This is a genomic window from Mesorhizobium sp. P2_C5_2, assembly GCF_056404535.1.
Map to the genome: position 1 here is coordinate 914,036 of NZ_JBFUDV010000002.1, position 24,720 is coordinate 938,755.

Below are 24,720 nucleotides of genomic sequence, written 5' to 3' on the forward strand. Positions count from 1 at the left end.
GAAGGCGGTTTCATGGGGTCTGGCTGAGCGTTACCACCAGGTACTGCCTCACTTTGGCAAGGTCGAGATCGACAACCTGAATCGGTTTCGGCGCGGCCAGCATTCGCAGCACGAAGAGCTCGCCTGGCTCGGGGAACTCCTCGTAGCGCTCCTGCGCGATTTTTTGACCCTGATCGCCAGCTACACGCAAACCGTCAAGATGCGCCTCCAGCCTTTCGATCAGGCGGCCAAGACGCACTTCGTCCATCTCCGGATTTTCGTCTGGATGAAGCAGGTGGTGGTCGTAAATCGTCCAAAGGAACGCCGCCATCTCGGCATGCTGCCGGACAATATCGTGTAAAACCGGCGCTGCCATCAGTTCAGGTTCACGGAGCCGCCACGAATGCGATTGGTGGCGCTGGCATGGCTCGTCAAATAAGTGCCGCGGATGGTGATGTGGCCGTCCTTTTCCAGGATGATCGTGGCCTTGCCACAACGCAGCTCTATGCGTTCTTCGCCGATTATCCTTACCTGTTCGCCATCGCGTATGACTTGCGCCCGCGGCTTGCGACTTGGCCCCACTATGCGCCCAACAATCAGCGGCCGGCCAACATCGCCACCTTCGAACAACAGCGCAACCTCCGAGCCGATCATGTCCGAACTCATCACGGCCAGGCTGCGCGCTCTGACCGCGGTCTCCTTCGCATTCCCGGGGAACACGACCAGCGGTGCTTCGTCATCGAAGCCAAGAAAAACTCCGATTATCACCCCCTCAATCCGCTTTCGGGTCTTGGTCATCCAGCCGCCCTCAATTCTGCTTGATCTCCGAGCCTTTCATCGTGATGTCGCTTGAAGCCTTCACGTTGATTTTGCCCGAACCCTTTATCGAAATGTCCTTGCCTTCGATATTGATGGTGCCGTCCTTCTTCATCGAGATCGCCGCGGAGCCGCACTTGATTACGATGGAGTCGCCGGCCTCGATCAACAAATCCTTGCCGATCTTGATGAGCCCATCCTCGCCTACCTCGACCGCGCTGCCCTTGGCTATCTTCAGCGACCGCGAACCACCGACATCGGTCGCATCATCCTCTGCGATCTTGGCGTCTCGCCCTTTGCCGATTTGTGAGGAATGAGCCCCGCCGACGGTGAAGCTTTGATCGGCCGCCACCTGCACACTCTGGTTCGCGCCCACCGTCCAGCTGTCCGCCGCGCCGATGCTGTGCGACTGCGCCGCGCCGACGGTGACCGAGCGCGATGCGCCGATCGTATTGGTCTGTACCGCACCCACGGTCCTCGTCTCCGCCGCGCCGACGCTGTCGATGCGGGCTGCGCCTACCGTGATGGTCTGGACGATCGCCACGGTCTGCGTGTGATTGGCGCCGATCGTCTCGGTGGAGTTCGACCCAATGCTGATCGTTTCGTTCGAGCCGACTGTCAACGAGCGGTTGACGCCCACCGTCTCGGTATCGTTGTTGCCGATATTGGTGGTCTGGTCGACGCCGACCTTGACCGTCTTGTTGTTGCCGACGTCCTCGTCGAGGTTGTGGCCGACGGAGTGTTTTGCGTCGTGGTCGATGCGGTCGGACTGGTCGTGCTGGACCAGCTTCTTGCGATCATTTTTGATCAGAAGGTGATGATCCTTCTGCGCCTGGAAATTGACCAGCTCGGAGCCGGCCTTGTCCTCGAACATCAGCTCGTTGTAGCCGCCACCGCCCTTCGACGAATTGGACTTCCAGCCCGATTGCGTGGCGTTGCCGGGCAGCCCGTAGGGCGGCATCTGCGAGGCGTTGTAGACCCGGCCGGTGATGATCGGCAGGTCCGGATTGCCTTCGATGAAATCGACGATCACTTCCTGGCCGATGCGCGGGATCTGGATGAAGCCCCAGCCGCTGCCGGCCCAGGTCTGCGACACCCGCACGAAGCAGGAGCTCTTCTGGTCCTTCTTGCCCAGGCGGTCCCAGTGGAACTGCACTTTCACCCGGGCATATTTGTCGGTGAATATCTCCTCGCCGGACGGACCGACCACGGTGGCCGTCTGCGGCCCGCGCATGATCGGCCGCGCCGTAATCCGCGGCGGCCGATAAGCAACTGAGGTCGGCGCCACGCCGAGCACGACCTTGAAATTCTCGCCGTCGGTGTCGACGCCGGCGCGATAGCCCGGATCGAACAGGCGGTATTCGGCGCTGACCACCAGATATTCCTTGTTCTGGTCGTCGCGCGGAAAGCCGTCGAGCTTGAAGGTGCAGCCGGAGAACAGGCCGCGCACGGTGCCGACGGCGGCAATGCGCATATGCGGCGCCTGGATTTCCTCGCGCCTTATCGCCGCCAGACTATCGCCGCGGCCGACTTCCAGATGCGCGCCGGGGTGGCGATAGTTCTCGCCGGCGGCCTGCTTGTGGCCAAAGGGCTGCGCCGACTTGGCCATCAGGTCGGCGGCGGGTTTTTCGAAATCGTAGTCGGTGTGGGCATAGGCGCCCGGGCGCACCGCGCTGCCCGGAATCCAGTCGGTGATGTATTCGACGTCGCGGCGCGAGCCCTGCCCTTCGAACTGATAGAGCACCGTCTCATAGCCCGGCGCCGGCTTGAGCTTGCTCATGGCGTCGGCCAGGATCAGCGTGTGTTCGCCCTCGGCGTGCTCGAAGAAATACATTATGCCTTCATGCTCGAGCAGCCGCTGCACGAAATCGAGGTCGCTCTCGTCGTATTGCACGCAATATTCGCGCGGCGGGTAGGACCCCTGCAGCCGCTTTTCGAACTTGGCGATGCCGCCATATTTGGAGAAGATTTCCTCGACGATCTCGACAGCGGTCTTGTCCTGGAAGATGCGACAGTCGGTGGTATTGCCGAGGAACCACAGCCACGGCCTGACGACCGCCTCGTAGTGAGCCTGCCGATCTTCGATGCGGGTAAGGCGAAACTCGGCGATGAGGCCGCTGAACCAGCGTTTGGGATCGGCCTCGCCTTCGATCGAAACGACGCCACCCAGCATCTTCAGCGGGTCGATATCCGCATTGGTGCTGACAAATCCCACGGTGTAGGCAAGACAGCGGCTGATCTCGTCGCGACCGACGAGATGCGTGAAGGTCAGCAGCTCGGCGCCGACCGGCGTCTGCACAAGTGCGGCGCGTTGTTCACTCGGCATGGGTCGTGCCCCTCCTGGACGCTAGTGTGGCAGGTTCGAAGCCCTTCTTGTGTTAACGACCTCACGTTCAGGGACTTTTCGCAATTTGCCACCCCAGGCCGTGTTGAGCCTACCACATGTTCTGTGGCAGACCAAAGAGGACGAGCGGCTGGCAGGTCCTGTTTGCGCCGCTTTCGCCAGTGTGAAACGCCGCTCTCCCGCTGTGCCCGCAAGCTGCTAGACTGTGGCGCATCGGATCAACGGCAAAGCCAGCGGTCAACAGGCAATATTGGATGTTCATCAGTCTGCAGATCAGCAATGTCGATGTCCTGCCCGGCGGGCTGCCGCCCGGTTACGCATCGCGCGACCGCGGCTTCGAGATCGGGCGCGAGAACTGCGCCTGGACCTTGCCCGATCCGGACAAATTCATCTCCGGCCGGCACTGCGAAATCCGCTATGAAGGCGGCGCTTTCTTTCTCCACGACGTCTCGCGCAACGGCACCTTCGTCAACGGGTCGAGCCAGCGTCTGACCGGCCCGCACCGGCTTGCGCAAGGCGACCGGCTCCGGATCGGTCGCTATATCGTCTCGGTATCGATCGATGACGGGAGCCAAGCCTTCGGTGGCCATGGCTCAACGCAACGGCAAATGCCCGTCGCCGGATCCTTTCCAGACCATATTGCGGCGCCACGGTCGCCGACCGCGCCACCCGCTTCTGTCTCCGGCCGGCCACAGCCAGCCGACGAGATCCTGCGCGCGATTGCCGCCGGCGCCGGCATCCCGCCCGAAGTGCTTCTGCTGCGCCAGCCGCATGAGGTTGCCGGTGAGATCGGCGCCGTGCTGCGGATCGTCGTCGACGAACTGGTGCTGCTGTTGAAGGCGCGCGCCGCCGCGAAGGTCCTGGCCAAGACCAGCGATCGAACGATGATCAACGCCGCCGACAACAATCCGCTGAAGTTCGTGCCCGGGACGGACGAAATCCTCGACATCATGTTTGCGCGGCGCAGAGCCGGTTATCTCGATGCCAGGCACAGCATCGAAGACGCTTTCCACGACCTCAAGACGCACGAATTCGCCACCTTCGCCGCCATGCAGGCGGCGCTGGCGCGGCTGCTCGACGATCTGTCGCCCGAGGCGATCGCCAAAAGACTGCCGCCGTCTTCCTTTGCCTCGAAGAAAACGCGCGCCTGGGACGCGCTGGTCGCGACCTGGCGGGCCAAGGAGGAAGCGCACGAAAACGGCCTGCTGGACATATTCCTCACCTATTTCAGCGAGGCCTACGCCAAGGCCGCCAAACAGAAACCGACAGGCAAGAACTGACCTCGCCTGCAAGTGTGCCGGCCGTTTGGCCGCAGCGGCCTGTCGCTCGAGACTTCGTGAGGCCGATCCGGGCACGGGCTGGCGACCAAAATTGCGCCGGGTTTCAATCGGAACCTTCTGAGACTACGATCACATACGACAATTGAGCACGCGGGTACGGTTGGTCGACCTCGGGGGTCTGCGGCAGATGTCATGTCACGGCGAGATAGCGTCCTGCGGTCCGCGTTCGCGCGGGCTTGGCGCTGCGCGTCGCGCGGCCGCGCCGGTGTTTATCTCTTTGTTTTTACGCAATTCCGGACGGAAAACCGCTTCACACTTTTCCTGGAATTGCTCTAGGCAGGGTCGGCGATGAGCTCGAAGGATGATCCTTTCGATCCGGCCGGCAAGACCGTCATCCGCCCCAGCCGTCCCAATCCCGGCCGCAAGCAAAAGACGGTCCTCGCCCGCGATGCGCCGGCGCCCGACAGCACCGTGATCGCCCCTGCCAGCATCCCGGAATCAACGATTTTCCATCCCAACGCCGGTCGCCAGCCGCCACCACCGGCCGACGTCACGGGGACCGTGATCTATCAAGGTGCACCGTTCGCCGCAGCGCCCACCGATCCGTCGTTCCCGGCCGAGACGGCGGGGAAAGCGCCATGGGATGCGCTGCTCGAAGCCAGCGACGGCGTCGACTATGGAACGGCCAACCCGATAGTCGCTGCCGCAGCACCCTTGCTGATGCTGCTTGGGCATCTGCGGCTGGTGGCCGTCGAAAGACAGGCCGAGCCGCTGGCGGAGCATGTCGCCGGCTTGATCGAGGATTTCGACCGCAAGATCGCCAGGACCGACACCTCGGAAGAGGATGCGCGCATTGCCAGCTATGTGCTTTGCGAAACCGCCGACGATATCATCGCCAATCTGCCCGGCTCCGGCCGGGATGCGTGGGCCCAGCACGCCATGCTGTTGCGCTTCTTCCAGGTCAAACCCACCGGCGCCGGTTTCTTCCAGGCGCTGAATACGGTGCTGGCGACGCCCGAACCGCATCGCAACCTCATCGAGTTGATGCATATCAGCCTGTCGCTTGGCTTCGAAGGCCAGTATCGCGGCCAGCCGCGCGAGGGCCTCGAACGTGTCCGCCGCGACGTCTACGAGACGCTCGCCTACTTCAGGACAGGCAGCGACGACGACATCTCGCCGCGCTGGCAAGGCCTGTCGATCACATCGGCGCAAGCCACGAGGCGGATTCCGCTCTGGGCCGTCGCCGCAGCGACGGCCGCGGTTTTGACCGCAGCCTTTTTCACGCTGCGGGTTCTCATCACCAATGACGGCGAGGCAGTCGCAGGCGAACTGCTGGCGCTCAACCCGGTGACGCCGGTCACCATCGAGCGCACCGGCTTCGTGCCGCTGACCGAGGAGGTGAAAGTCGTCGCCGCACCAACAACGATTGCGCAGGTCGATCGCATCCGCACCGCGCTGGGCAAGGAGATAGACGCCGGTGGCGTCAGCGTCGGAACCAAGGGCGATTTCATCGTCGTGGAAATCAGCAACGCCTTGCTGTTCCAGTCCGGACGGGCCGACGTCAAAGCCGAGTTCGAGCCGGTGGCCATCAGCATCGCGGCGGCTCTCAATGCCGAGCGCGGACCGATCCGGATCGTCGGCCACACCGACAACGTGAAACCGAAGAAGACCAGTGCTTTCAAGTCGAATTTCGACCTCTCCGTCGCCCGCGCCCAGTCGGTCGAAAAGATGATCGCGGCGCATTTCAGCGATCCGTCGCGGACAAAGGTCGAGGGCAAGGGCGAGGACGAACCCATCGCCGACAATGCAACGCCGGAGGGCCGCGCCAAAAACCGCCGTGTCGATGTGATGATCCCGCGGGAGGAGACGCTGTGACCGGCTGGCTGCTGCGCCTCTTCAGCATGCTCGCGCTGGCCGGCTTTGCCGCCGCGGTCTGGTTCGCCGGCCCGTTGATCCGCTTCGCCGGCGCCCGGCCGCTGGATCCCGTCTGGCTGCGGGCACTTATCATCGGCGCCGTCGTCGGAACGGCGGTGGTCACCTACGCGGTCCGGTTCTGGCGAAGGCGCAAGGCGCAGAAGGCGCTGGAGGCCGCCACGGCCAGCGCCGAGGATGACGGCAGCGACGCAAAGGTTCTGGAAACCCGCATGAGCGAGGCGGTTGCGACGCTCAGGCAGTCGAGCGGCAAGCGCAACTTCCTCTACGAGGCTCCCTGGTACATCGTCATCGGCCCGCCGGGTGCCGGCAAGACCACCGCACTGGTCAATTCCGGGCTGAACTTTCCGCTTGCCGGGTCGGGCCAGGCGCAACCGGTGGCCGGCGTCGGTGGCACGCGCAATTGCGACTGGTGGTTCACCGACGAGGCGGTGCTAATCGACACGGCCGGGCGCTACACGACGCAGGACTCGCATGCTGGGACCGACAGCAAAAGCTGGCTGGCTTTCCTGTCGCTGCTGAAGCGGCATCGGACGCGGCAGCCGATCAACGGGGTCATCCTGGCGATCAGCCTTGCCGACCTGATGGCGGACGGCGAGCAGGCCGCCCGTGTCGCCGAGATCCGCAGCCGATTGCAGGAAATCCACGCGGTCCTGAAGGTCCGCTTTCCGGTCTATGTGCTGTTCACCAAGGCGGACCTGGTCTCCGGATTCATGGAGACTTTCGGCGGATTCGACGAAGCACGCCGGCGCAAGGTGTGGGGCGCAACCTTCCAGACCGCCGAGCGCGGCCTGAACATGGTCGGCGAGGCGCCGGCCGAATTCGATGCGCTGGTGAAGCGCCTGAGCGAGGAGATGAGCGAGCGGCTGCAGGCGGAGACCGACCCGGTTGCCCGCATCGCCATTTTCGGCTTCGCCGCGCAGCTCGGCGCGCTGAAAGGCCGGATCGTGAATTTCCTCGACGGCGTCTTCGAGCCGACGCGCAAGCAGCTGAACGCGCCCTTGCGCGGCCTGTATTTTTCCTCAGGCACGCAGGAAGGCACGCCGATCGACCAACTGCTCGGCAGCATAGGCCGCAGTTTCGGCAAGAACGCCCAGGCGCATCTTTCCGGCACCGGCAAAAGCTTCTTCCTGCACGATCTGTTGAGCCGGGTCATCTTCGCCGAGTCCGGCTGGGTCTCCTATGACAGGGCGGCCGACAGGCGCGTTGCGATCGCCCGCTATGCCGGTCTGGTGGCGATCGCGGCCGTAGCGGCTGCCGGACTTGGCGTTCTCGGCCTGAGCTTTACAACAAACAAATCGCTGGTCGCCGCCACCAGCCAGGCGGCAGGCCAATACCGCGAGACAGCCGCGCCATTGCTGACAACCACGACTGTCTCCGATGCGGACCTCGAAACCGTAATTGGAGCACTCGATGCGCTGCGCGGCCTGCCGGCCGGCTACGACGCGAAAGACCAGCCGACGCCGGCCGAAGCGACGTTCGGCCTCAGCCAGCGTGAGCGTATCCTGTCCGCCTCCGAGACCGCCTACCGGCAAGGGCTGGAGCGCATGTTCCGCTCGCGCCTGCTGTTCCAGCTCGAACGCACGATCGACGCCAGGATGGCCGATCCGATGGCGCTGTACGAGCCGCTGAAGATCTACCTGATGCTGGGCGGCAAGGCGCCGAAAGTCGATGACGAACTGGTCGTCACCTGGCTGAAGCGGGACTGGGAACAGAACCGCTATCCCGGCGCCCACAATCGCGACGGCCGGGCGCAACTGGAGAAGCATTTGCGCGCCATGCTGGCGCTCGACGACGACCAGGATCCGACTTTCGAGCTCAACCGCTCGCTGGTCGAATCCGCCCAGCGCTCGCTCGGCCGCATGAGCCTTGCCGACCGGGCTACCGCGCTCATCCAGTCGGCCACCTATGCAGCGGCGCTGGAGGATTTTTCGGTGTCGCAGCAGGCCGGCTCGGAAGCCCCGGTGCTGTTCGAGCGCAACGACGCCAACGACCTGACCTCGCTTCGCGTCCCCGGTCTCTACACTCATGCCGGATTCGACTTCTATCTGGCGCAGCTCGCCAAGATCGCGCAAGCGCTGGTCGATGACCAGTGGGTGATCGGCAGCGGCGGCGAGCAAGGCGGCTTCGACCAGGAATTGCTCAAACTCGGACCCGAGCTTCTCGATCGCTATGGCAAGGGTTTTGCTGCGGCGTGGAACGAGGTGCTCGACAGGTTGAAGTTCAAGGCGATGGCCGCCGACAAGCCGCAATATCTGGCGCTGTCCGCGGCCGGCTCGCCGACCTCACCGCTGATGCAGCTGTTCGAGGCGATCGCGCGCGAAACCGCTTTGACGCAAGAGCGTAATCCGGCCGCGCCTTCCCAAGACAGCGACCAGGAAATCGCCGCTCGCGCCAAGGGTCTCGCCCGCATCGGCATCGAGCTTGCGGCGCGCAAATCGCAGAGCCGGGCCGGAACCGCCTTTGTCAGCACGCAGAGCCAGGATCCCGGCGCCAACATCGAAGCCCAGTTCCGGTCTTTCCAGGCTTTGGTGGCCGGCGCGTCCGGCCAGCGGCCGCTCGATGCACTGACCCAGAATTTCCGCGAAATCTTTCAGAGCGTGCGGCTGGCGGCCGATGTCCCCGCGCAGACGGACCAGGCCAACGCCAATCTGCAGCTGCAGATCTCGACGCTGCGCGCCAATGCCTCGCGGCTGCCCAAGGCGCTGGCCAGGATGGTGAGTGCGGCGGCGGATGATTTCGAAGGCACCGTCGCCGAAACATCGACCACGCATCTCAACGAAATGCTGGAAGAGACCGTCGGCCGGCCGTGCGAAGAGGCGATTGCCGGCCGCTTTCCATTCGCCCCCGCCGGCACCGACGATGTCGCCATGGCGGACTTTGCCAGACTGTTTTCTCCGGGCGGGGTTCTCGACCGGTTCTTCGCGCAAAACCTGGCGTCGCTGGTCGACATGAGCGGCCAGGACTGGGACTGGAAACAGGATACCAAGTTCGGCCGCAATCTGGCGAAATCGACGCTCAGGAACTTCCAGCTTGCTGCACAAATCCGCGCCGCCTTCTTTCCGCTTGGTGGCCCGGTGCCGTCGATCAACATCACCTTCACGCCGCTGTCGTTGCATGGCGATGCCGACATGGCGCTGCTCAACATCGATGGCCAGGTGCTGCAGGCCACCCAGGCCGGCAACACGCCGGGCCTGATTCCGTGGCCGGGCAAGACCGGCTCGGCCAGTCTCAGCCTGACGCCGGAGCTACCGGGGCGCGAGTCGGCGATCAAATTCGACGGCCCCTGGGCGTTGAAACGATTGCTGGACAAGGGACAGGTCACCGCCAATGGCGACAGTCTCGAAGCGCATTTCGTCATCGGCGGGCGCGATGTCGCCTACACGATCAAGACCGGCGAGGATGGCAACCCGTTCACCCTGCCGGCGCTTTCCGCCTTCAGCTGTCCGAAGGCTTTCTGATGGGGAATTGCATGGCAGAATCGGCGATTGCCGGGCGCAGAGAGAGTAGCGGCACCCCACCGTCCGTCATCAGCGGCTTAGATTTCGATACTCTAATGGATAGGCCTGTGGCAGACTGGCGAGGCACGGCCGACAATGCGTTGCGGAGGGTAGGCAAGTGAGCGGTGCCGCCTTTGAGAGCTACGGCGTGAGCCACCAGGGCTGCGTGCGCGACCACAATGAAGACAGCTATCTGGTCGAGCCGCAGATCGGCCTCTGGGTGGTTGCCGACGGCATGGGCGGGCATGAGGCCGGAGAGGTGGCCTCGGCAAGCATTGTCGAGCATCTCGCAACGATCGGCATCGCCAGCTCGGCGCCGGATCTGCGTGCGCGCTTCGAGGACCGGTTGAACCGGGCGCATGCCGAGATCCGCCGGATTTCGCGCTCGCGCGGCGTGACGATCGGCTCCACTGTTGCCGCACTCTTGGCGATGGACGGCAGGTTTGCCTGCTTGTGGTCGGGCGACAGCCGCGTCTATCTGGTGCGCGACGCCGCGATCTCGCAGATTTCGCGCGACCACACCGAGGTCCAGGAGCTTCTCGACAGCGGCGTGATCAGCGCTGCCGAAGCCGAGAACTGGCCGCGGCGCAACGTCATCACGCGCGCCATCGGCGTCAACGACGAGATCGCAATCGACTTCCAGCAAGGCGAGACGCTGGCCGGTGACATTTTCATCCTCAGCACGGACGGTCTGACGGCGCATGTCAGCGATGCGGAGATCGCTGCCGCAGTGCTCTCGGCAGCACCACAAGCTGCCTGCGAAAAGCTGCTTGCCATGGTGCTGGAGCGCGGCGGCACCGACAATGTCACCATCGTGCTGGTCAAGATCAAAGACAAAAGCAATGGCCTGTCCCGCGCAGGAGGCCACGACCGATGAGCTCCGACGACAAGACGCGGCTATTGCCCAATATGGCGGATACCAGCGTCGGCACGCAGCTCAGCGGCATCTACGAACTCGACGAACGCATCGCGTCGGGCGGCATGGGCGAGGTCTATCGCGGCCACAACATCCAGACCGGCGATCACGTCGCGATCAAGATCGTGCTGCCGGAATTCGCCCGCGACCAGACGATCCTGTCGCTTTTCCGCAAGGAAGCCTCGATCCTCAACCATCTGTCGCATGACGCTGTGGTGCGCTACCACGTCTTCACCATCGATCCCGGTATAGGGCGGCCCTATCTGGCGATGGAATTCGTCGACGGCCAGTCGCTTTACGACGTCATGCACGGCGGCGCGATGGCGACGCAGGATGTGCGCAAGCTGTGCCACCGGCTGGCATCGGGCCTGAGCGCCGTGCACCAGGCCGGCGCCATTCACCGCGATCTCTCGCCCGACAACATCATCCTGCCGGGCGGCCGGGTCGAGCGGGCAAAGATCATCGATTTCGGCATTGCGCGATCTGCGGCGGTCGGTGGCGAGACGCTGATCGGCGGCAAGTTCGCCGGAAAATACAACTACGTCTCGCCCGAGCAGCTCGGGCTCTATGGCGGCGAGGTCAGCGAACAGTCCGACATCTACAGCCTGGGACTGGTGCTGGCGGCGGCGCTGCGCGGCAAGCCGATCGACATGGGCGGCTCGCAATACGAGATCGTCGAAAAGCGGCGGACCGTGCCTGATCTCTCCGGCATCGATGCCGATTTCAGGGACATTGTCGAAGCGATGCTGCAGCCCGATCCGAACGATCGGCCGGCCAGCATGGCCGAAATCGCCCGGTTGACCCGCGACGACAGCGACGCGACCTTGCCGCCGGCCTCGCTTGCGCCCCGGCCCGGTCTGCCGCGAACCGGGCAAACCGCCGGGCCCGTCTCGAAGGTCGAGGGCTCGCAGCCTCAGGGCCTCGGTGCGGCCCCCGCAAGTGGCACGGTAGAGCCATCCTTCGTGCCGCACGTCCGCCCGGCGCATCTGTCGCAACCGAAACCGGTTGCTGAAACTCCCAGGCGAGCGAGCACACCGACGAAGCCTGCTACTTCAGGCCGAAGCCTGACGATCGCGGCACTGGCAGCGGTGGTCGTGGCATCGCTGGGGGGCCTCTATGCATCGGGTATCCTGGGATTCGGAGACCGGCCTCCCGTCACCGATACCGCCAAGACACCGCCGCTCCAACCCGAGCTGACAAAGCCGATCGTCGCGGACAAGCCTGCCCCGGACCTCGCGCCGATAGAGAAGATGGTGCCAAAGCCGCAACCAGCAGAGACTCCGGCTGAAGATCAGGCCAAAGCGCCGGTCGAGCAACAGCCGACACCACCAGTCGGGTCGAACACTACGGCCCCGCAGCCTACCGAACCAACCGACAAGACCGTCGCGTTGCAACCGTCACCCGGCCCGTCACAGCCCGATGCCACGAAGAACCCCGAGCCTGTCAGCCCGCCGGTAGAGCCCAAGGCGACAGAGCCAACCACGCAAATACCTGAACCAACGGCCGAGGCACCCAAACCCGTAGCACCGACGCCGGAACCCACCGCTCAAGCCCCCAAACCCGAGGCGCAGGCGCCTGAACCGACCGCGGAGCCCAAGCCGATCCAGCCCGATATCGCCGGCGGTGAGCAGGCCGACAAGCCGGCAGAGCCCGACATTGCCATGAATGTGCCCAAGCCGGAGGTGCCGCCGCCGGCCGATGCGGCCGCCGAGCGGGTCACCTGGGTACGCGCCTTCAATGGTGGCGACTGTTTTTATGCAACGGTGACATCAGCCACCGACAAGGGTGTCGCGATTGAAGGCTTCGGCACGTCGGTGCCACCGTTCGAACAGTTGCTTGGGCAATTCCAGGCGAAGTTCCATGTCGAGCCGGACATCAGCGTCCGCCTCATCCAGCCGACGCAATGCGGGATCACCGACTTTCTGCGTTTCATGGGGGCAAGCGCGGCCGACAGGCCGCAGCTGGTGCTCGACCAGACATCGGTGCCGGACGGTTCGCCGATCGACGGCACGCTGGTGACGCATGGCGGGCTGGTGTCGAGTGTGATTCTGATCGACCACAGGGGCATTGCCTTCAACCTCGACGACCGTGTTGTCGCACAAGCCGACAAGGCAACCTTCAGCATCCCGATCGGGCTCGGCGCCGCCGACAAGGCGGCAGGCAAGGCGCTGCCGCAGATCATCATGGTGATCACCGGTCCGGACGAGATCAAGGCGGCGGACTTCTCGACGCCGACGCCGGCCTCGGTGCTGTTGCCCAGGATCCTCGACGAGATCGGCGCCAGGACCTCGACATTTTCGGCGACCGCCAAATATTTCCGCCTCGGCGGGTAGCACGGACGCCGATGCAACGCCGTCGCCGTGATCCCGTCCTGCTTGCCCTGAATGCGCGCGCAAAGCTCGCCGCGATTGCGGTTGCGACGCTCTTCATGGCGCTTCTTTCCACCGGACAAGCGCGTGCCGAATTCACCGTCTGCAACCAGACCCTCGACGTCGTCAATCTTGCCGTCGGCCAGAAGGTCGACGATGCCGACCAGACCGATGGCTGGTGGACCATCGGCGCCAATCAATGCGTCAACGTCATCCGCGAGGAGCTGACCAATCGCTACATCTACATCTACGCCACGGATGTCTTCGGCCACGCCATCCTGGCCGGCGCCACCGAGATGTGCATCGAGCGACGGCGGTTCTCGATCCGCGGCATCGATGAATGCTGGCAACGCGGCCATATCGCAGCGAAGTTTCTCGAAGTCGACACGCAGGAACAGGTGCGCTGGACCTTCTTCCTGACCGGAAGCGCGCCGTGACGCACAGCATCGACACCAGCTTCAAGGCGAAAAAGCAGGCACGCGCCGCGCTGCGCAGGCGCAGGATCTGGCTCGGGCTGGCGGCTGGCCTGGCGACAATCGTCCTTGCCGCGATCGCCACCGGCTTCTACCTCACCGCCGACTACTGGTCGTTTGGCGACGAGGATGAGGAGCTGCACGCCGTCGAAGGCTCGGACGACGTGCCGGCCGACGCTTCCGTCTATGTGCCCGCCATCATCGATCTTGCCGGCGACCCGATGTGGATCACGCTGGCGCCCGAGGCAGGCGCTGCAACCAAAGGCCGCGAGATGCCGCGCCCGGCGGAGCTCGACCAGGCCGGCATCTCTCCGCAAATCGAAGTCCTGTCCGACGTGATGCTGAGCGCCAGCGAAAAATTCATGACGACCATCCCGTCGACGCAGGAGGATTTTGCCTTCTTCCAGGCGCAGCGGAAGACCGCAGTTGTGCCGCCGACCGAACCTGGCGATCAGCAGAATGACCTGCAGAACGATCTCAATCCATTGCCAGGCGCGGACGAGGCTCCGGCGGCCCCCGGCCCAGAGGCAGCTCCGGATACACAGGCGGCTCCAGGTGCACCAGCGGTTTCAGATTCGGCGGCCGCCGATGACCCGGAAGCCGGCTGGGGCGAGACGATCGATGAGGGCGAAGCAGCACTCCCCGCCTTCCAGAAGACAGCGGTCGAAAACAACACCAGCGTTGCCACCGTCACCTCAGAATATCAGCGCTTCGAGGCGACCGAGGACACGTTCGTGAAAATCCTCAACGACCGCAGCCTGGACAGCGTTGCGCTGGATGCACATTTTTCCGCCGACGATGCAAAGCTTGCCGGCGAAGCGCTGAAGGCGCTGTTCGACAAGGACGGGCTGCAGCCGGGCTATGTCGTGGCGATGCGCGGTTTCAGGCCGACGCGCGAGACCACGACGATGTCGCTGATGCAGGTCTCGATCTATGCCAAGAACGTCTTTGTCGGCACGCTGACACGCAATGCGGCCGGCGTGTTCGTGTCAGGCGTTGACCCCTGGGTGCGCGAGGACTTGTTCAACTATTCGGGCGCCGAGACCGAAGGCACGCAGAAGCGGCAATACCGTCTGCTCGACGCGATTTATTCGACCGCCGCACGCAACAATGTGCCGAGCGGCATCATCGGCGAAGCCATCATGTATCTGTCGCGCGGACAGGATCTGGACGCCTTTGCCAGCGAGGACCAGCGCCTTGTGCTGATCTATTCGCAGACGCCGCGCGGCAAGAACGAGACCGACGGGCGGGTGCTCTATGTCGGCGTGCAAGGCACGCAAAAGACCCTCGACTGTTTCGTTTTCCAGCAGAGCGACGGCCAGTTTTCCTGCGTCTCGGGCGACGACCAGGTGCGCTCGCTGACAGTGGCCAATGGCATGGTGACGCCGGTCAGCGGCGTCATGACGTCGACCTTCGGGCCGCGCAAGCATCCGATCCTCGGCGTGGTCCGCATCCACAAGGGAGTCGACTGGGCAGCACCTGTCGGCACGCCGATCGCCGCCGCCTTCGATGGCGAGATCATCTTCCAAGGCGACGGCGGCGGCTATGGCAATGTGGTCAAGATCGCGCATGCCGGCGGTCGTGAGACGCGCTATGCGCATATGTCGAAATTCGCCATTGCCAGCGGCGTCGGCACCAAGGTGAAGGCCGGCGACATCATCGGCTATATCGGAACCACCGGCCTGTCGACCGGGCCGCATCTGCATTTCGAACTCTATCAGAGCGGCGTGGCAATCGATCCCCTGGGCACCGCAACCGCCGCGATCGCCGCCACGTCCAGCGATCCCGCCGTCGAAACGCTGACCGACCGTATCGTCCATGTCGAATCGGGCGGCAGTGCTCGGGCGAAGAACCCTCTGTCTTCGGCGACAGGCGCCGGCCAGTTCATCTCCAAGACCTGGATCCGGATGATGAACACCTATCGCCCCGAACTGGCGCGCTCGCTGTCGACCGCCGATCTTTTGGCGCTGCGCTACGACGCCACCATCTCGCGCGAGATGGTGCGCAATCTGGCGCGCGAGGGCGAGGCCTATCTCAAGGCGCGCGGTCATCAGATCACCGCCGGCCGGCTCTATCTCTGCCACTTCCTCGGCATGGAAGGCGCGCATCAGGTGCTGGCGGCGCCGGGATCGGCGCAATTGAGCGCGGTGCTCGGTTCGGCCGTCATCCAGGCCAACCCTTTCCTCACCGGCAAGACCGCCAGCTACGTCGTCGACTGGGCGGAACGGAAAATGGGCCACAAATTGCCCACGCCCGCTACGACCGATGCAGGCCAGCAGACGACGACGGAAGTTCGCCAGACATCGCCGGAGTTCGAAAAGTACAAGCAGGCCATCGCGGCGCTGGTGGGTTCGCTTCAGAACAGCCTTGAGCCTGGCTAGCCGCAGTTTCCGCGGGTGGCCGCCCCGGTTTTCGCCAAGCCGATTGGTTTTGAGGCCGGAAAATGGTATATTAGCGGATATTTGGAAGGTTTTTTGGGTCCTTGTGAACCAAAACTGTGGCTGGGATCACATACGCCCAGGAGCCATTTTGGCAGAAGCGACGCTGTCGCTGGTGAAATTTAGCATGCGCAGACATCAATAACGCGCCCCATTGGGGCGGAGGGCTGATCCTATGAAAGCGTTTGCCGTCCTTTTGAGCGGATTTTTTCTGTTAATGCTGACCGCGCTTGGCACCGTCCAGGCTGCAGCGCCGGATGCCGGCGCACCGGGCGCCAAACGTGTCGCGCTGGTCATCGGCAACAGCAAGTACGTCCATGCCGTCGAGCTGCCCAATCCGGCCAATGACGCACGCCTCATCGCATCGACGCTGCGCAATGCCGGCTTCGAGGTGATCGAGGGCGTCGACCAGGACAATGCCGGCATGCACGACCTGATCAGCAAATTCACCGAGCAGTCCTACGATGCCGACCTCGCCGTCATTTTCTATGCCGGCCACGGCATGCAGGTCGACGGCAAGAACTTTTTGATCCCAGTCGACGCCGAACTGACGTCACCTGCCTATCTCAAGACCCGCACCATCCAGATCGACGACTTCATGGCCGCCTTGCCGCCCGATCCGGCGGTCGGCGTCATCATCCTCGATGCCTGCCGCGACAATCCGCTGGCACGGACGCTGGCGGCCGCGATGCCGAAGACCCGCTCCACGGCGCTGGGCACCGGCCTGGCGCCGATCGATCCGAAATCGGAAGGTGTCGGAACCGGCGGCATCCTGATTGCCTATGCCACCGACCCGGGCGCCATCGCCTTTGACGGCAACGGCGTCGACAGCCCCTACTCCACCGCGCTCGCCAGGCACCTGACCGAACCGGGCGTCGAGATCCAGAGCGCGCTGACCCGGGTACGCGGCGAAGTCGCCGAGACCACCCAAGGCCGCCAGCGGCCATGGCACAACGCATCGCTGGGCCGCGAGGTTTTCCTTGGCAAACCAGCAGCGGAAGCCGCGGCGAAGCCAACCGCCGATACCGCCAACGCCACGGCTGCGCCCGCCCCTGCACCCGTCGCCAGCGAGCCGCCTGCGTGGGAAGTCGAGCAGCGCCTGTGGGACGAGGCGTCGAAGCGCAACACCGCGCCATTCTACGAAGCCTATCTCGAGCAGTTCCCGAATGGCCGCTTCGCCACGGTGGCGCGGCTGAACATCGACGCGCTGAAGGATCCGAAAGCCCAGGAACGCCAGGTTGCGGCGCTTGATGCAGATGAGGCGAACCCCGGCTCTGCCGTGCGCACCTCAGTCGGCATTTCGGACGACATGAAGAAGGTGCTCGGCACCGCGGAGACGGAAAACGCCATCGGTCTCGATCACCAGGGCCGCATCGACCTGCAATTGCGCGTCGAGGCGCTGGGCAACGAGCTTGGCCGCGTCGACGGCAACATCGGCGCCAAGACCCGGCAAGCGATCGGCGACTGGCAAGAGGAGAACGGGCTGCCGCCAACCACTTTCCTGACGCGCGAGCAGCTGGCGTTCCTGGAGATCCAGACCGATCCGATGATGGGGGCCGTGCGCGCCAAGCATGAGGCCGACCAGGCCGGCGTAGACAAGCCGAAGAAACAGGTGGTGCAAAAGGCCCGCACGCTGAAGCCGGTGGCGGAGAAGCCGCGCAAGAAGCAATACGCCCAGAAGCCGCGCGGACAACAGCAGTTCGTGCAGAAAAGGCGCAACCGCGAGGTCGTGCGCGAGGACGAACCGCCACCTCAGGACAACAATGATTTCCTGACCAAGGCGCTGATCTTCGGTACCGGTGTAGCGGTCGGCGGCGTGCTCAAGAACTGATCGATCACGTCAGACAACAAAAACGCCGCGTGTCCACTGGACGCGCGGCGTTGCCGTTAGATCGACAGAGAGCAGCCAGCAAAGCTACTGCGCCTTTATCCGCATCTCGACCCGGCGATTGGTGGAATCGTAGGGGTTGGGGTTGCGCGGATTGGCCTCGCCGAGGCCGACCGCCTTGATGCGGGTGGACTCGATGCCGTTGGATTCGAGGAAAGCCGTCACCGATTGCGCCCTGCGCTGCGACAGGCCCTCATTGTAGTTTGCTGAGCCGGACGCGTCGGTATAGCCTTCGACGACGAAGGACAGCTTGCTCAGCCGATCGTCCTTCAGCGCCTTGGCGAACTCGTCGAGTTCGCTGCGCGCCTTGGCGTCGAGCTCGGACGAATCCAGGCTGAAATTGATCAGCATGTCGAGGCCGGTCTTCTCCGGCGGCTTGTCTTTCTGGCCGGTCTTGCTCTTGCACTCGTCCTCGGTGCCGACGCAGATTCCGCGCGCAGCGCCGTGATCGATCGCGCCGGCAAAGAACTTCACAATGTCTTCCGATTTCTGAAGTGGGTCGGCATAGGCGTGCGTCGAAAAAAGCACGGCCGCCAACGCTAAGACTGAAATGCCCCGCTGCATAACGGTTACTCCTGCTCTGACTCATTGTTTCGACGCAATTCCGGACGGAAAGCCGCTTCACACCTTTCCTGGAATTGCTCTGAGCTTCCGATATCACCAAAGCCCGATCCGTCGGACCACGACGGTCAGGCTCCATGTTCCGTTCGACCATCTCTCCGAAAGCCGGCTTCGCCTTTTTTCGGAATCGTGGGTCAGGTTGTGGAATATACCAAAGCGCGGCGCGTTTGTCTGTGAACAACGTCATGGACATGTGGCGGTCGGCAGGCTTGACCCGCGCCTCGCAGGCGAGTTGAGTGAGAGCTGGGAGGACAACAGCAGCGATGGTCAACGGGCTTCAATTCCAGACCGCACGCGATCTCTTCGCCGCTAACAGCGCCGTTGCCTGGGACATGACGGCCGTTCCCACCGACCAGCCGTCGCTCGAGTTCTGCCGCCGGCTGATGGCCGGGCGCATCCCCGAGGAAGCGATCACCTTTTGCGCCTATCTCCTTCCCGATCGGGCAGCGATCTGGTGGGGCCATGAGTGCCTGGGTCATCTGACCGAGCTGCTCGAAGAGCAGGATCTCGAAACGCTGGCGTTGGTCCAGGACTGGGTCGGCGAACCCAACAATGCAAGCCGCCGGGCGGCTGTCGCCGAGGCGGCGATGACGCGACAGCACACGCCGGCCGGCTGGATCGCGCTGGCGGTGCAACGGCATATCAATGGCCTGGCGGATCAGACCAACGGGTCGAGGCTGCGGCCGCTGCCCGCGGCCCATGCCGTCAACGCCGGCATTCTGGCCGGACTGGCGCGGGTTGCGGTGGCGGATCGTTTCTCGGTGCTCACCGCCTTTGTCGAAATGGGCATCCATCTGGCCGAAACCGAAGCGCTGCGCAGAGCCTGACTGCTCCTACTTGCACCGGTCTCATTTGCAGCCGTTTTGCGCCCATTTGCCGAGCGCCACCTTGAAGCGCGTGCCCAGCGGGTGTTGCAGGCGCAACACCGAGACATCATTGGTGACGTAGGTCTTGGCCTGGTCGCACAGCCGCTCCTCTGTCCATTGATGGCAGTTGCTGCATTGGTTGTCCCAGACGGACTTTTCCAGGCCCTCGACCGGACTGAAATGCGGCTTTCCCTGGATGAGCTGGGCGATGCTCTTGCCGTCGATCGCCGGGTCGCCAAAGTTGACCGGAACGTCGAACAGGACTGGCGCATCCGAGCCCAGCTTCGGAATTTCCTCACGCAGCTGTTCCAGCGCCTGCTCGCCGGCGTCGGCACCCGGCGCATTGGCGGCGGCGCCGGTGCGCGCCTGTGAATCGCCTTCGGGCGCAGCCGCGTTCGAATCGCCGACGATCAGCGGCGCGTTGAGATCGACCTTGTGAAGCACGACGTCGGTGGTCAGCGAGACGTTGATCCAGGGTCGCTGGCGGCCGGCTGTGGCCTTGAACACATCTGACGTAACCCGGTTCATCGCTTCGCTGATCGAGACGTTGGCCTCGCCGATATGAGCAAGCAGCGCCGCCGAAAACGGCGAGTGCTCGCCCGATCCGTCATAGGCCAGCTGGTTGGGACTGGCGGCGAAGGCGACCAGCGTGCCTGCGCCGCCATTCTCGATCGGAATTTCGGCAAGGCCGCTGCTTGCCGTGCTGTCGCCGCCGGTCTCCTTGGCCAGCACATCGGCGAGCGGGTTGTCGCGGCAGGCGTCGAGGAACACCAGCCTGATGCTGGTCTCGCGCGACATCTGCCGCAGGATGAAATCCACCTGCACGGCTTCGAAGTCGAGCGAGGTCTCGTCCTCCAGCGCCGCGTCGACCGGCAGCAGGTAATTCCTGCCGGAGACCTGCAGGCCGTGGCCGGCATAGAAGAACAGCGCGACATCGGCGCCGCGCACCTGTTTGGCGAATTGCGCGATCGTTTCCTGCGTCTGCGCCTTGGTGAGGTCGAGGCCGGAGACGATTTCGAAGCCCAGGCCCTTCAGGCGATCGGACATTGCCTGCGCATCGTTCACCGGATTGGGCAGCACCGGCGCGTTCTGATAGTGGGAATTGCCGAGCACCAGGGCGATGCGGCGTTCGGCACTGGCCGTACTCACGGTCAACACCAGCGCCAGCATGGCCACGCCGATGCCGCGCATGAAATTGCCGCAACCTGCCATCATCTCCAAACGCACCGGGTTCCTTCTCGGTTGACGGGCCGGCTCAGTTGGCGAGCGGCGTGGCGGAGAACTCGATCCGCCGGTTCAGCGCCTTGTTCTTCGGCGTATCGTTCGGCGCCACCGGCTTTTCCTCGCCATAGCCGGAAGCCGTGATCTGCGCCGATGGAATGCCCGCCGCGATGATCGCGTCGGCGACCGCCTTGGCGCGCCGTTCCGACAGGTTCTTGTTGGCCGTCGGCGAGCCGTCGGAATCGGTATGGCCCGACACCTCGACCTTCAATTTCGGGCATTTGCCGACGACGCCGACCACCTCGGCCAGCAGCGGGCGGCTCTTTTCGTCGAGCCGGGCGCTGGCCGGCCGGAAATAGATGGCGCCGGTGCGTGACAGCACCTCGAACCTATTCAGGCATTCATCATCGCTGAAGGTGGTCTTGCCGGCATCGGTGGCAACTGGCCCGGCTGCGGCGGCGACGGCAGGCGGCGCGGCCGGCTTGGCGCCATCAGCGGTGAAGACGAAGTCGAAGGACACCGAAGCCGTCGGCACGATGCTGCTGACATTGGCCGCCTGCTGGAGTTTTTCGATGTTGGGAAGCAGGCCAAAGTCCTCGACATGCACGGCGACCGGCGCCTCCGAGGCGATCGACACCATCGAGTCGGTGATCATGGTGGCCACGACATTGGCGACAAGGTCCTTGTCGATGCCGTGCAGGCTGAGCCGAAATGGAATCTGCGCCGTCATCCGCCGCTTCGTCGCCAGATCGGCGAAGGCGGCAGGGTCGACTTTCGCCGTCACTTCCGCCGTCGGGAATTTGAAGGTCTCGAAGAACAGAAACCGCATGCGCACATTGCGGAGATCGATGCCGGTGTCGACCGAGTTGAGATCAAAGATGACCTTGGCGGCGCCGTCCGCTGTCAGCGTGCCCGAGAGGTTTCTGATCTTGTTGGTTTCGACAATGGTGTTCTTCTTCACCGATTGATAGGTGAGCGTCGAATTCGCCGGATCGAGGGTCCAGTTCGGCTGCGCGTTGGCCCCTTCCGGTGCGAGCAGCAACAGCCCGAATACGGCGGCGGCCAGAGCAAGGGCGCCGACGATGCGCCGGCCCTTTGACATCGACATTTGCTGCCGAAAAAATCCGCCGACCTCGAACATGGATGCCCCGCCTCAGGACAACAGACCTCAGTTCCGATCACGGCGGTCGAACGCGGTGATGCCCGCGAGCATAGAACATATGATTTGGCTTTGCGAGTAGCTCCACCGGTCTGCCCGGGGAGAAGATCCCTCAAAAACCTGTCATCACTGGCTGATGAACAGTCGTCAAAATTCAGAGGCACCTTGCGCAATCATGAGCGTCTCGGTGGTGCCCATCGAACGCGCAGAGAACGCCCAGGGGTTCTTTTATAGCCTTGGTTATATTGATATATTAGCAATTTCTTGACAATCGCCCAAAGCTCTGGTTTTCTTGACATATTGAACAAAGTTCGTTGCGTTTTTTACGGACGGTGTACACATGTCGACCTTGGTAGTCGCGGACCCGCGGGGGGTGTATCTCGCCGGTCTGGAGTGGGTTTTGCGGAAGGCGGGGCACAGCATTGTCGCAGAATGCCACCACACGATTGAGGTTCTCCCCTTGGTGGAGCGCCACCGGCCTGATCTTGTCATCATAGGGTTGGATGTTGCGGACCGGCAGACGGCCGGTCTTTCGGCAAGGCTGAGAGCCAACGGCAGCCGTTTGGGCATCATCTACATCCTGCAGCCAAACGGCGGATTCGACTTCAACGAAATCCCGGGGCTCGATGCCGACGGCCTGCTGATGGACGGCGTCAGCCATAGCTACCTTGTCGAATGCGTCAATGCCGTGGCAGCCGGCCGAAAGTGGGTCGACAACCACATCCTCCAGCATCTGCTGATGCCGAGACCGTTGCCTCAGCCCGCGCCGAAGCTTACTGGACGCGAGACGGAAGTCGCCGGCCTTGTTTCACGCGGCCTGCGCAACAAGATCATCGCGCAGCGGCTGCATGTATCCGAAGGCACGGTGAAGATGCACCTGCATCACGTCTACGAGAAGCTCCGCCTCGGCAGCAGGGCGGAACTCGCCTGGGCGACTTTCGGCGACGGCGCCGACCATCTGGGACCAGGTCACAAAAGCGGGCTTTGATCCCTCCCTTTGGCCAGCCGGCAAGGCAGGCTGCGTCGACAGGATACCGGCAACAGGCCGGAAACCCACGGCATATCGATCGATCCACCATACCAACGCGGTTACCCGCCAGCGCCTGTCGCGGCTCGATCTGTCGAAGGATGTATATCGTTCGATCAGGTAGGGGCGTACACCATAACACTATCGAACCGCGAATGGACGCGTCCTCCGCGTCGGCGGCACAATGGAGGATTAAAGGCCGCAATTATGTGCGCCAGCGGATGCACTCGGGGTAGAGGCATCCGCCATCAGGAGAGGGGGGCCCTTTTCTTGATGCGTTCAAAAAAAGGGGAGAATCTCCATGACCACCACCATAGTCATCAATGGCACGCTGACCCTCGACCAGACTTCCGGAATCCAACCCAACGATACCGCCATCAGCAGCGATCTCACCGGACTTTCGACGGCGTTCAAGGATTTCCTCAATGGGCTAACCCTCGACCTGCAACTGTCGGCAGGCCAGCTGGCCTTTGCCGATAATGTCGAGGCCGCGGTCAGCGGCGCCGGCCTTGTCACGGTCAACGCGGACGGGGCGACGATCAGCAAGCTGTTCTTCTCCGATGGCAGCGGCGCGCCGCTCGACGGCGACCAGGTCATCTACAACGGCAGCCCGCTGCAGACGGTCGATGGCAGCCAATCTATCTATCTGCATTCCTATGCAAACGGAACGATCGTGCTGGCCACCACCAGCGCCACCGAAGGCGTCGGCGATGTCGTCGCGGCCTTCTATCTGCACGCGGCCGGCGACAATCTCACCGCCAGCGTCGAGATGGTGACCTTCCAGGCCATTGCGCATCCGAACAGTGGCGACCCTAACGACACGATCGACTGGACCAACCTTCTCAACATCTCGGCGACGGGCTCCACATCCTTCAATTTCGACAATCTCGCCTCGGGCAACAATCTGTTCGTGGCCGTAGGCACACCCGGCGCGGGTCTGGTGGTGAGCGGCATACATCCGGTCATCAAGGCAGACGGATCGCTCGACAACTCAGGCGACAACATCAAGACCAGCCAGGGCGGCATCGGCGCCACGATCGGCGTCAACAACCAGATGTTCGATCCGGGTGAGACCGCGGTGTTCAGCTTCGTCAAGGGCCAGGCACCGGGCACGTACGGCGACATCGACAATATGAGCTATACGGACTTCATCGACGTCACCGACGCCAAGCTGTTCATCTCCCAGACGGAAGGGAGTCCCGGCACCAACTTCACCGTGAAAATTGGCGCGTTCAGCGCCGGCGGCGCTTCGACTGATCCCGAGGCGGGCCGCAGCTACATCGACAACAATCTCGGCAACGGCAACAACCTTGGCAATGATGCCAACCAAAGCGCGCTTAGAGACGACACGGCGGTCGCCATCGTTCGCGTCATCATCAGGGATGGCAACGGGGTGGTAGTCACCGATACGACCGCGACAAATAGTTTCGTCACCTTCAATGGCGGCACGATAACCGCACAGCATCTCAACGATGGCTATACGGTGCAGTGGTTCACCGACAACAGCGGCACACAGGCCGTGGAGACCTTCAACCGCTTCCAGGCGACGGCGGTGGTCGGAAAATTCGACGTCGGCCGTGTCGACCTATCGCAAGGCGTGACGGTCACGGAATCCGTCGGCGACAAGTTGCACACCAACGATGACGGCCCGACGGCTGGCCTCACCGAGAATGCGGCCAAGGTGCTGCATGACGAGACTTCCGGCGTCGATGCCAGTTCGAACGACCAGACGCTCATCTCCTTGCCCGCTGCCTTCGCGGCACTTGGCACGGCCATCGGCTGGGCGGCCAGCGCTTCCGCCGTGGTCACGCCGAACTCGAGCTTCGGCACCGACGGACCGGGTACTCAGACGCTGTCGCTCGGCGTCAGCGGCGCCAATGCCGATTCCGGT

The 24,720-nt window shown here is 63.5% G+C and carries 17 protein-coding genes; 11 read left to right on the forward strand and 6 right to left on the reverse strand.

The window, feature by feature from the left end; all coding sequences use genetic code 11:
• Positions 1 to 10: 10 nt before the first annotated feature.
• The 3 genes from AC1D1B_RS11285 to AC1D1B_RS11295 are packed head-to-tail and all read right to left on the reverse strand — an operon-like array spanning position 11 to position 3,121.
• A complete protein-coding gene (locus AC1D1B_RS11285; RefSeq protein ID WP_477332132.1) occupies positions 11 to 358 on the reverse strand; it encodes a hypothetical protein in 348 nt (115 codons plus the stop codon).
• Positions 355 to 777, reverse strand: coding sequence for a DUF6484 domain-containing protein (locus AC1D1B_RS11290; protein ID WP_477332051.1), 423 nt, complete (start codon positions 775 to 777; stop codon positions 355 to 357). Before AC1D1B_RS11290 ends, AC1D1B_RS11285 begins: the two co-directional genes overlap by 4 nt.
• Positions 778 to 787: 10 nt before the next feature.
• Entirely contained in the window at positions 788 to 3,121 is a 2,334-nt protein-coding gene (locus tag AC1D1B_RS11295; RefSeq protein WP_477332053.1) for a type VI secretion system Vgr family protein, read from the reverse strand.
• Positions 3,122 to 3,393: 272 nt separating this feature from the next.
• Between AC1D1B_RS11295 and tagH the strand changes: the two genes are divergently transcribed.
• The 8 genes from tagH (at position 3,394) to AC1D1B_RS11335 (ending at position 17,878) form a co-directional block, all read left to right on the forward strand.
• Entirely contained in the window at positions 3,394 to 4,419 is a 1,026-nt protein-coding gene (tagH, locus tag AC1D1B_RS11300; RefSeq protein ID WP_477332055.1) for a type VI secretion system-associated FHA domain protein TagH, read from the forward strand.
• Between the two features lie 348 nt (positions 4,420 to 4,767).
• A complete protein-coding gene (gene tssL / locus AC1D1B_RS11305; RefSeq protein WP_477332057.1) occupies positions 4,768 to 6,294 on the forward strand; it encodes a type VI secretion system protein TssL, long form in 1,527 nt (508 codons plus the stop codon).
• Positions 6,291 to 9,812 (forward strand): type VI secretion system membrane subunit TssM, encoded by a 3,522-nt coding sequence (gene tssM / locus AC1D1B_RS11310; protein WP_477332059.1) that lies wholly within the window; start codon positions 6,291 to 6,293, stop codon positions 9,810 to 9,812. Before tssL ends, tssM begins: the two co-directional genes overlap by 4 nt.
• A gap of 157 nt (positions 9,813 to 9,969) precedes the next feature.
• The gene (locus AC1D1B_RS11315) at positions 9,970 to 10,728 is read left to right on the forward strand and encodes a PP2C family protein-serine/threonine phosphatase (protein WP_477332061.1); all 759 of its coding nucleotides are present in this window, start codon (positions 9,970 to 9,972) and stop codon (positions 10,726 to 10,728) included.
• Positions 10,725 to 13,100 carry a serine/threonine-protein kinase gene (locus AC1D1B_RS11320; RefSeq protein WP_477332063.1) on the forward strand — a complete coding sequence of 792 codons (2,376 nt, stop codon included), beginning with the start codon at positions 10,725 to 10,727 and terminating at the stop codon, positions 13,098 to 13,100. The genes AC1D1B_RS11315 and AC1D1B_RS11320 overlap by 4 nt, the downstream gene beginning before the upstream one ends.
• 95 nt (positions 13,101 to 13,195) lie before the next feature.
• Positions 13,196 to 13,573, forward strand: a complete 378-nt coding sequence (locus tag AC1D1B_RS11325; protein ID WP_477332134.1) for a DUF1036 domain-containing protein — start codon at positions 13,196 to 13,198, stop codon at positions 13,571 to 13,573.
• On the forward strand, positions 13,570 to 15,990 hold the full coding sequence (locus tag AC1D1B_RS11330; RefSeq protein WP_477332065.1) for a M23 family metallopeptidase: 2,421 nt from the start codon (positions 13,570 to 13,572) through the stop codon (positions 15,988 to 15,990). The genes AC1D1B_RS11325 and AC1D1B_RS11330 overlap by 4 nt, the downstream gene beginning before the upstream one ends.
• A gap of 274 nt (positions 15,991 to 16,264) precedes the next feature.
• On the forward strand, positions 16,265 to 17,878 hold the full coding sequence (locus AC1D1B_RS11335; RefSeq protein ID WP_477332067.1) for a caspase family protein: 1,614 nt from the start codon (positions 16,265 to 16,267) through the stop codon (positions 17,876 to 17,878).
• Positions 17,879 to 17,962: 84 nt separating this feature from the next.
• Here AC1D1B_RS11335 and AC1D1B_RS11340 read toward each other — a convergent pair whose 3' ends face one another.
• Positions 17,963 to 18,499, reverse strand: coding sequence for an OmpA family protein (locus AC1D1B_RS11340; protein WP_477332069.1), 537 nt, complete (start codon positions 18,497 to 18,499; stop codon positions 17,963 to 17,965).
• A gap of 320 nt (positions 18,500 to 18,819) precedes the next feature.
• On the opposite strand from AC1D1B_RS11340, the gene AC1D1B_RS11345 reads away from it, so the two are divergent.
• Positions 18,820 to 19,383, forward strand: a complete 564-nt coding sequence (locus tag AC1D1B_RS11345) for a DUF6931 family protein (protein WP_477332071.1) — start codon at positions 18,820 to 18,822, stop codon at positions 19,381 to 19,383.
• Between the two features lie 21 nt (positions 19,384 to 19,404).
• Here AC1D1B_RS11345 and AC1D1B_RS11350 read toward each other — a convergent pair whose 3' ends face one another.
• Both AC1D1B_RS11350 and AC1D1B_RS11355 read right to left on the reverse strand, forming a co-directional pair.
• A complete protein-coding gene (locus AC1D1B_RS11350) occupies positions 19,405 to 20,649 on the reverse strand; it encodes a caspase family protein (RefSeq protein WP_477332073.1) in 1,245 nt (414 codons plus the stop codon).
• Between the two features lie 28 nt (positions 20,650 to 20,677).
• Positions 20,678 to 21,745 carry an OmpA family protein gene (locus AC1D1B_RS11355; protein ID WP_477332075.1) on the reverse strand — a complete coding sequence of 356 codons (1,068 nt, stop codon included), beginning with the start codon at positions 21,743 to 21,745 and terminating at the stop codon, positions 20,678 to 20,680.
• Between the two features lie 397 nt (positions 21,746 to 22,142).
• Here AC1D1B_RS11355 and AC1D1B_RS11360 point away from each other — a divergent pair, with 397 nt between their 5' ends.
• Together AC1D1B_RS11360 and AC1D1B_RS11365 are read left to right on the forward strand one after the other, a co-directional pair.
• Positions 22,143 to 22,790, forward strand: coding sequence for a LuxR C-terminal-related transcriptional regulator (locus tag AC1D1B_RS11360; RefSeq protein WP_477332077.1), 648 nt, complete (start codon positions 22,143 to 22,145; stop codon positions 22,788 to 22,790).
• A 340-nt stretch (positions 22,791 to 23,130) separates the two neighbouring features.
• Positions 23,131 to 24,720: hypothetical protein (locus tag AC1D1B_RS11365; RefSeq protein WP_477332079.1), on the forward strand; the 1,590-nt coding region annotated here is incomplete at its 3' end.

What these genes read in the sequence shown, in the direction of transcription:
- AC1D1B_RS11290 (WP_477332051.1), bottom strand. Translation starts at nt 777, where the DNA reads ATGACCAAGACCCGAAAGCGGATTGAGGGGGTGATAATCGGAGTTTTT.
- AC1D1B_RS11295 (WP_477332053.1), bottom strand. Translation starts at nt 3,121, where the DNA reads ATGCCGAGTGAACAACGCGCCGCACTTGTGCAGACGCCGGTCGGCGCC.
- tagH (WP_477332055.1), top strand. Translation starts at nt 3,394, where the DNA reads ATGTTCATCAGTCTGCAGATCAGCAATGTCGATGTCCTGCCCGGCGGG.
- tssL (WP_477332057.1), top strand. Translation starts at nt 4,768, where the DNA reads ATGAGCTCGAAGGATGATCCTTTCGATCCGGCCGGCAAGACCGTCATC.
- AC1D1B_RS11320 (WP_477332063.1), top strand. Translation starts at nt 10,725, where the DNA reads ATGAGCTCCGACGACAAGACGCGGCTATTGCCCAATATGGCGGATACC.
- AC1D1B_RS11325 (WP_477332134.1), top strand. Translation starts at nt 13,196, where the DNA reads ATGGCGCTTCTTTCCACCGGACAAGCGCGTGCCGAATTCACCGTCTGC.
- AC1D1B_RS11335 (WP_477332067.1), top strand. Translation starts at nt 16,265, where the DNA reads ATGCTGACCGCGCTTGGCACCGTCCAGGCTGCAGCGCCGGATGCCGGC.
- AC1D1B_RS11340 (WP_477332069.1), bottom strand. Translation starts at nt 18,499, where the DNA reads ATGCAGCGGGGCATTTCAGTCTTAGCGTTGGCGGCCGTGCTTTTTTCG.
- AC1D1B_RS11345 (WP_477332071.1), top strand. Translation starts at nt 18,820, where the DNA reads ATGGTCAACGGGCTTCAATTCCAGACCGCACGCGATCTCTTCGCCGCT.
- AC1D1B_RS11355 (WP_477332075.1), bottom strand. Translation starts at nt 21,745, where the DNA reads ATGTCAAAGGGCCGGCGCATCGTCGGCGCCCTTGCTCTGGCCGCCGCC.
- AC1D1B_RS11360 (WP_477332077.1), top strand. Translation starts at nt 22,143, where the DNA reads ATGTCGACCTTGGTAGTCGCGGACCCGCGGGGGGTGTATCTCGCCGGT.